This window comes from Novosphingobium marinum (genome assembly GCF_013408095.1).
GTDB lineage: Bacteria > Pseudomonadota > Alphaproteobacteria > Sphingomonadales > Sphingomonadaceae > Novosphingobium > Novosphingobium marinum.
Genome location: NZ_JACBZF010000001.1, coordinates 955,238 through 961,260 on the forward strand (window position 1 = coordinate 955,238; position 6,023 = coordinate 961,260).

Consider the following 6,023-nt stretch of genomic DNA (forward strand, 5'->3'; position numbering starts at 1 on the left):
TGCCCGACAACGTGCGACAGGACCGGACGTTTCCATATGGCGGCCGACGAGGATGCCCGGGACGGATGCCCGCCCGACACACGATCCATGATTCCATGTACGGCGTGCGGATCACTACCTGTCGAGTACCTTGCTGAATGCAAGGCCGTCGCGCTTTTGCGACGGAAGCTCGAAGTAGCCGTCGCCCAGCATCTGGTCCGCCTCCTCCGGCCCCATGATCTCGTCCCAGCGCTCCCGCACGGTTTCGGGCGAAAGGTCGGGATCGAAGATTCCGTCGCGCGAGGCGAAGACCACGCGCGCCATTCGTCCTCCGCCCATCGAGAAGAATTGCCCGCTCACGGGGCACTCGCGATGCATCAGGTAGAGCGCCGCGACCGCGATCATCGAGGGATCGAAATGCCTTTCCATCCAGTTGCCGAAATCGGTGCCGCCGAACGATGTCTCGACCATGGTCGAATAGGCGTAGGGCATGATGAGGTTCGCGCTGATGCCATGCTCCGCCCCGGCACCGGCCATCTGTCGCGTCATGCCGTACAGGGCCGACTTCACGATAGCGTACGATCCACCCCAGCCGTGCATGCTTTCGATGCCGAGCGAGGAGGCTGATCCCAGGTTGACGACGCGCCCGTGGCCCGAATCCCTCAGGTGCGGCCAGGCTGCGCGAAATAGCTGCTGCGGACCCTTCACGTGGATGGCGAACTGTTCGTCGATCACCGGGCTCGGGGCATCCTGTATGCGCAACTTGGTGTCGGTAGTGCCAGCGTTGTTGACGATGATGTCTAGCCGCCCGAAATTCGCGATCGCCGCGTCCGCCATCGCGCGACAGGCAGCGTCCTCGGCGACACTGCCGTTGACACCTACCGCCGTCCCGCCTTTGCCCCGTATCTCGGCGACGACGTCCTCTTCCGGCCCCTTCCCGCCGGGCCGCGCATTGCCGTTCACCACGACCATCGCCCCGCGCTCGGCAAGCAGCAGCGCAATGGCGCGGCCGATGCCCTTGGTAGCACCCGTGACGACGGCCGCCTGTCCGTCGAAGCGCAATTCATCGGTCACGAGCCGTTCTCCCTACTGAGCCGTCAGGCCGCCATCGACCGGCAGCAGCACCCCGTTGACGAAACTCGCCTCGTCAGAGAGCAGCCAGCGAACGGCCATCGCCATTTCGTCGGGCTCGGCGAGCCTGCCCATAGGATTGGCCTCCGGCACCATTTCGCGCAGCTCCTCGATCAGGTCGAATGCGTGCTCCATCATCGCAGTGCGCGTTCCGCCCGGCAGCACTGCGTTGACCCGGATATTGCTGCGCGCGTAGTCGATGGCCGCAGCCCGCGTCATTCCTGCAACGCCGGCCTTGGCCGAGCAGTATTCCGAACCGGAGGGGATCGCCGCGATGGCAGCGGTCGATGCGATATTGACGACAGAACCAGCGCCCGCGTCCAGCATCGCCGCGACCTGATACTTCATCGAGAGAAACAATCCGCGCAAGTTGACCGCGTGGACGAAGTCCCAGAACTCGGTATCGACCTCATGCATCGGGACGCCCTTGAAAGTCGCACCTGCCGCATTGCACGCGCCATCGAGCTTGCCGAACCGCGATACCGCTTTCTCGACCGCTTCGCGAACCTCCTCCTCGAGGGTCACGTCGAGCCTGAATGCATATGCCATACCTCCCGCATCGGCGATTTCGCGCGCTACCGCCTCCGCCGATGCCAGGTCGCGATCGGTGACGGCCACGGCAGCACCCGCCTCTGCGCAGCGCAGCGCGCTGGCGCGGCCAATGCCGTTCCCGCCCCCGGTTACCATGATCACCCTGCCCGCCAGCAAGTCGCTTCTCGTGCTCATTCCGCTCTCCCCCACGCACCGCTTCCCGGCGCCACCTATCGCCATGCGTGCTTTCGCCGGGATCGGCGTGCTACGCTCGTCGACATGGTGAGCTAGATTACGATGTTTCGCAACCGGGACCGAACCAACCTGCATGGCCAGGCGGATCGCGAGGAGAACCAATGTCGCGGAAGAATGGTAGCGGAGGAGGGACTCGAACCCCCGACACGCGGATTATGATTCCAACGGAAGTGCTATGTAGACGCGTCTACGTAGACTAGTATTTGTCAGTTTAACGCCTGAGGCAGACCCGCCCAACTCGCTGCCGATTTGTTAGCTTGTCGTCTTAAAACAGGCGCTCGCCGGTCCGCTGCTTAAGCTGTGGATCATATGAGGTCGGCGGTGACCGAGGTGTAACCTGCATAGACAGCCACCAGCAAGGAACCCTCAAGACGGGAGAGCCTGCCGCCGGTAAAGGCGAAGAGCATCACAATTGCGGAAACGGCAAGCAGCACCAATAGGTCAAATTGGAGAATGCCCCCTGGAATTTTGGCTGGGGCCACGATTCCTGTCACCCCGCCGATAAAGAGAACGTTGTAGATGTTTGAGCCAAGGACGTTACCGAGAGCGATCTCTCCCTGGCGCTTTATCGCAGCAATTGCGGACGTCACCAGTTCCGGCAGGGATGTTCCGACGGCCACAACCGTCAAGCCGATCACCTCGTCAGAAACGCCGAGTCTCGCCGAAATCGCGATAGCAGCATCGACGAGCAAGCTGCCTCCCGAAATGATGAGAACTATGCCCGCAAGCAAGAACAGAGCCGCCATGACAATTGATCCGTGAGGCTTGGCAGAAGGAACGAGAGCCGGATCAATCTCTTCGAGTGCCAGAGCCTTGTCGTAAGCCGCCCCATGATCCGCCCCCGCCTTTTCTTGCCGAAAGGCAAGATAGACGTAGGCAAACATCCCCATCACTAGGAGCATGCCAACGCCCCGGGTAAGACCGAGTGTGTACCCGGCTGCGATGAGCATCACTGCGCAGACCAACCCGACACCGCCATCGCGCCAGAGAACCCCGCGGGGCACGGCGAATGGAGAAAGCACAACGGCCAGACCAAGGATAAGAAGCAGATTGGCGATGTTCGAGCCAACAATATTGCCAAGAGCGATACCCGGCGAACCGGCCAGTGCGGCCTGAACGCTCGCCGCCAGCTCGGGCATGGAAGTACCCATTCCGACGATCGTGAGACCAATGAGCATCGGCGAAAGACCGAGCTGTTCGGCAATCCGTACAGCGCCCCGCACAAGGAGTTCACCCCCCCCCGATCAGCAGGACAAGGCCGGCAGCAAGCAGCAGGTATGTCATAACAGGAGGTCCAATGCGACACGGATGCCTCCGAGTAGGGCGGCAATAGCAGTTGCCACCGCAGCGCGAGCATTCAGGATGCGAGCGCGGTTGAGCGCGGTTACTAGGCGATTCAGATCCGCATGGTTGAAATCCTCAAACTTGCTGACTCTGCGCTGGGGCTTCCCTGCGGCTTGCAGCCAGAACCAGGCCGACATTACCGCCGCCACAACAATGGTCACGTCCAGCACGTAGAGCGCTAACTCCATCGAAGCTCTCCGAACCAACGGATTTGTGCAAGGAAAGCTATATTTGCAAATTTCATCTCGAACCTTGTCAGAGCAAATGACTTTGGAAAACCACTTGTTCCGACATCGCGATGCAGGGGAAACTATCGCCAGAGGGGCCCGGTAACCCGCGTCAGATATGAGAGCCGCGAAGGTTTACAAGAGCTGCCCCGTCGACCAGTTCACATTTTGAACAGAGCCGCAGACAGGCGTGGGTCTACGTTTTCCCGACGGAGAGCAAATGAAATTCGAGATTCCTTCAGGCCTCTACACTTCCGATGTGTTTGCGTCGGGTTCCCTTATCCTCGTCCTGCTTGTCGCGAGGCTGATCGCAGGCCGCGCTCTGCGGCGAAGAGACGATCTCACAGAGCAGGTTGCGCGCCGCTGGACAGCGAATTTCCGCAACGTGCTTATCCTCGTCGCGGTGATCGGTCTCATCATGATCTGGGCACCGCAGCTGCGAACTTTCGCCCTGTCGCTTACGGCGGTCGCAGTTGCCATTGTTGTGGCAACCAAGGAACTGATCCTTTGCCTTTCCGGCGCGGCGCTTCGTACTTTCACGCGCGCATTCTCGATGGGAGACGTGGTTGAGGTAGGCACGACGAAAGGCGAGGTTCTCGATCTCAACCTGCTGGCGACGCGGCTGAAGGAATTCGAAAGCAAAGACGGATCGATTGTGCCGACAGGCCGCACGATTACCCTTCCATACAGCTTGCTGTTCACTCTGCCTGCAAAAGTCCTTCCTCCCACAGGGGGAATTATCGAGCACGCCTTCGAGATGACCTTCGAGCCTGATATCGACATCTTCGCCATGAACAAGAAACTGTTAGAAACCGCGGAAATGGCGCTGGCCGAAAGAAACGGAGACACAGGAGTCGTGGCCTCCTCCCGAAATCAACGTGCTCGTTGCCGGATCAGCTTCGGAACGAGTGAGATCGGCAAGTATCGCCTCAAAATTACCTTGATTGGTCGTCTGCCAGACCCGCAAGGCGCGGAGAACGCCGTTGCTTGCGCAATCGGCTCGCTCGTGCATTCGCAGCGAAAAATTGCCGTCGGCGTTTAGTTATCTTTGTGCGCCTTCGGGGGCAGTAGCGAAATGTCGGCTTCTGCCGTGCATACACGTTAAGCAGCCAAAAGATCGCGCTCCATCTCGCTCATGAGGTCCACGTCCTTTGCGGGATCATGAAACAGGTGACCATAGACGTCATAGGTCATTGTGATCGACGAGTGTCCTAGCATGGTCTGAATCTTCTTCGGCGGCCAACCCTGCTCAATGAAGAGCGAAGCGGCAGCATGCCGCATGGCGTGCAATGAGAACCGCGGCGCGCCTTCCCCGTCCACGATTTTACACTTCACCATGAGCGGTTTGAAAATGCGATTGTAGATATTCGAGTGCGTCTCGACATTGCCTGCGCCGTTTGGAAAGACCAGCTCAAGGTCGCCCTTCGGGCATGCAATCTTCCAGGCCTTCAGAACCTTCGAGAGCTGCGGCCCCATCGGTATGTCACGTCGACCTGATCGGCTCTTGGTGTTACCCATATCGCAATATCGATCGGCGCGCTTTCTCACCGTGATGATATTCCTCTGAAAGTCGATCGCGTCCCAGGTGAGCCCGCGCAGCTCCGACATACGCATGCCTGTGAGCAACGCGGTCATGATGAGAGGCTTGTGTCGCTCAGGCGCTTTGGAGATTAGTGCTTTGATCTCATCTTTCGTTGGGAACACTCGATCCGGGTCGTGACGTTCGGCTCGTCGTAGTTTGACATCTCGCGCGACGTTATGCTGGACGAGCCCCCGCTCTTGTGCGGTGCTGATGATCGAGCGGAGTGTTGTTAGACACTTCTTGGCCATCGCACGGGTGCTCTCGCGAAGCATGTGATCGAGGAAGTCGCGAACGTGAACGGCTGATAGCTCCTTGAGCAGCAGATCTCCTATCTGCGGCTCGATATGGTTATTCACGTGGCCACGATAGGAATGGAGCGTTGCTCGTTCGAGCTGTTCGAGCTCACATCGAGCGATCCAAAGCTTGGCTGCATCGCTGATCGTGACGGTGGCAGGGTCGGTAGACATTCGATATATCCTAGAACATTGATTTACCCTGTTATTCTAGGAGACACGGAGTGGTCTGTCGGGCTGTTTTCCAGCCTATTTGCTGTCTTTTTTCGCCTTTTCAGCCTTGAGGATGTCAAAAACCTCAAGCACCACGCGATTCACTTCTTTCGCGTGCTTCAGCACGAAGAGCCTACGCTCATCGGCGCTTGCTCGCTGCCAGTGATAAGCTAGCGCCTTGGCAGGCGAGCCAGACGGCCTCTTAAGATACCCAGCCTGCTGTCGAGCTTGATACATGGTTATCTTTCCCGAGCGCACCTTCTCTAGGGTGTCTGTGAGCCCATCTTTCTCAAGCCGCCCAGCCCAGTAGGCGTTGTCTCTTTTAGCCAATCGGATCTCCGTATTGTAGTCGCGTCTACGTAGACGATGAGGGTGAGCTTCCCCCTTCTGGGTGGTCCAGATTCTGTTTTAGGATTTGGACTGAAGGAGGAATGGAATGGCACGGAAGCACAAGCCGGAAGAGATTAT

Annotated in this window: 7 protein-coding genes; 1 reads left to right on the forward strand and 6 read right to left on the reverse strand. The window is 58.9% G+C overall.

The genetic code is table 11. The features are described from left to right. Nucleotides 1-114 precede the first annotated feature (114 nt). The 4 genes from FHS75_RS04605 to FHS75_RS04620 form a co-directional block, all read right to left on the reverse strand. Nucleotides 115-1,053 (reverse strand): SDR family NAD(P)-dependent oxidoreductase, encoded by a 939-nt coding sequence (locus FHS75_RS04605; protein ID WP_179406503.1) that lies wholly within the window; start codon nt 1,051-1,053, stop codon nt 115-117. Nucleotides 1,054-1,065: 12 nt separating this feature from the next. Continuing rightward, entirely contained in the window at nt 1,066-1,836 is a 771-nt protein-coding gene (locus FHS75_RS04610) for an SDR family NAD(P)-dependent oxidoreductase (protein WP_179406504.1), read from the reverse strand. Nucleotides 1,837-2,201: 365 nt separating this feature from the next. Then, a complete protein-coding gene (locus FHS75_RS04615) occupies nt 2,202-3,119 on the reverse strand; it encodes a calcium/sodium antiporter (RefSeq protein ID WP_373284968.1) in 918 nt (305 codons plus the stop codon). A 57-nt stretch (nt 3,120-3,176) separates the two neighbouring features. Beyond that, nucleotides 3,177-3,428, reverse strand: a complete 252-nt coding sequence (locus FHS75_RS04620; RefSeq protein ID WP_179406505.1) for a hypothetical protein — start codon at nt 3,426-3,428, stop codon at nt 3,177-3,179. A 259-nt stretch (nt 3,429-3,687) separates the two neighbouring features. Between FHS75_RS04620 and FHS75_RS04625 the strand changes: the two genes are divergently transcribed. Further along, the gene (locus FHS75_RS04625) at nt 3,688-4,509 is read left to right on the forward strand and encodes a mechanosensitive ion channel domain-containing protein (protein WP_179406506.1); all 822 of its coding nucleotides are present in this window, start codon (nt 3,688-3,690) and stop codon (nt 4,507-4,509) included. Between the two features lie 59 nt (nt 4,510-4,568). On the opposite strand, the gene FHS75_RS04630 is transcribed toward FHS75_RS04625, so the two are convergent. Beyond that, nucleotides 4,569-5,516: a tyrosine-type recombinase/integrase gene (locus FHS75_RS04630; protein WP_179406507.1), complete on the reverse strand. Its 948-nt coding sequence runs from the start codon at nt 5,514-5,516 to the stop codon at nt 4,569-4,571. A gap of 75 nt (nt 5,517-5,591) precedes the next feature. Then, nucleotides 5,592-5,885, reverse strand: a complete 294-nt coding sequence (locus FHS75_RS04635) for a hypothetical protein (RefSeq protein ID WP_179406508.1) — start codon at nt 5,883-5,885, stop codon at nt 5,592-5,594. Nucleotides 5,886-6,023: the final 138 nt, after the last annotated feature.

Bases quoted from the DNA above. Each gene is read 5' to 3' on its own strand.
- FHS75_RS04610 (WP_179406504.1), bottom strand. From the start codon at position 1,836: ATGAGCACGAGAAGCGACTTGCTGGCGGGCAGGGTGATCATGGTAACC.
- FHS75_RS04620 (WP_179406505.1), bottom strand. From the start codon at position 3,428: ATGGAGTTAGCGCTCTACGTGCTGGACGTGACCATTGTTGTGGCGGCG.
- FHS75_RS04625 (WP_179406506.1), top strand. From the start codon at position 3,688: ATGAAATTCGAGATTCCTTCAGGCCTCTACACTTCCGATGTGTTTGCG.
- FHS75_RS04630 (WP_179406507.1), bottom strand. From the start codon at position 5,516: ATGTCTACCGACCCTGCCACCGTCACGATCAGCGATGCAGCCAAGCTT.